1 pseudogene is annotated in these 319 nt (G+C 71.8%); it reads left to right on the top strand.

What is annotated here, in order from left to right:
- A pseudogene (locus TN53_RS43545) lies at positions 1-319 on the top strand (glycoside hydrolase family 2 protein); the annotation flags it as partial.

Here is a 319-nt window from a genome sequence, read left to right as displayed (position 1 = left end):
CGTCACCGTGGACCCCGACGGCAGCGGCCGCGCAGACGTACACGTGGACGTGGACCGCGCCGACGACCGCGAGTACACCGTGGCCGTCACGATCGGCGACGACCAGGTACGGACAGCGGTCCGCGGCACCGCCGCGCGTGCCACCGTCCTCGTGCCGAACGCCCGGCTGTGGTGGCCGCTGGGCTACGGCGACCAGCCGCTGTACGACCTGACCGTCACGCTTCTGGCCGACGGGGAGCCCGTCGACACCAGCCGGCACCGAATCGGGTTCCGCACCGTCACCGTGGATACCGAACCGGACGAGATCGGTACGCCGTTC

Origin of the sequence: Streptomyces sp. WM6386 (genome assembly GCF_000972385.1) — a bacterium.
Taxonomy (GTDB): domain Bacteria; phylum Actinomycetota; class Actinomycetes; order Streptomycetales; family Streptomycetaceae; genus Streptomyces.
The sequence above is the reverse complement of the archived record's forward strand: the minus strand, read 5'-3'. Positions and strand labels throughout refer to the sequence as shown.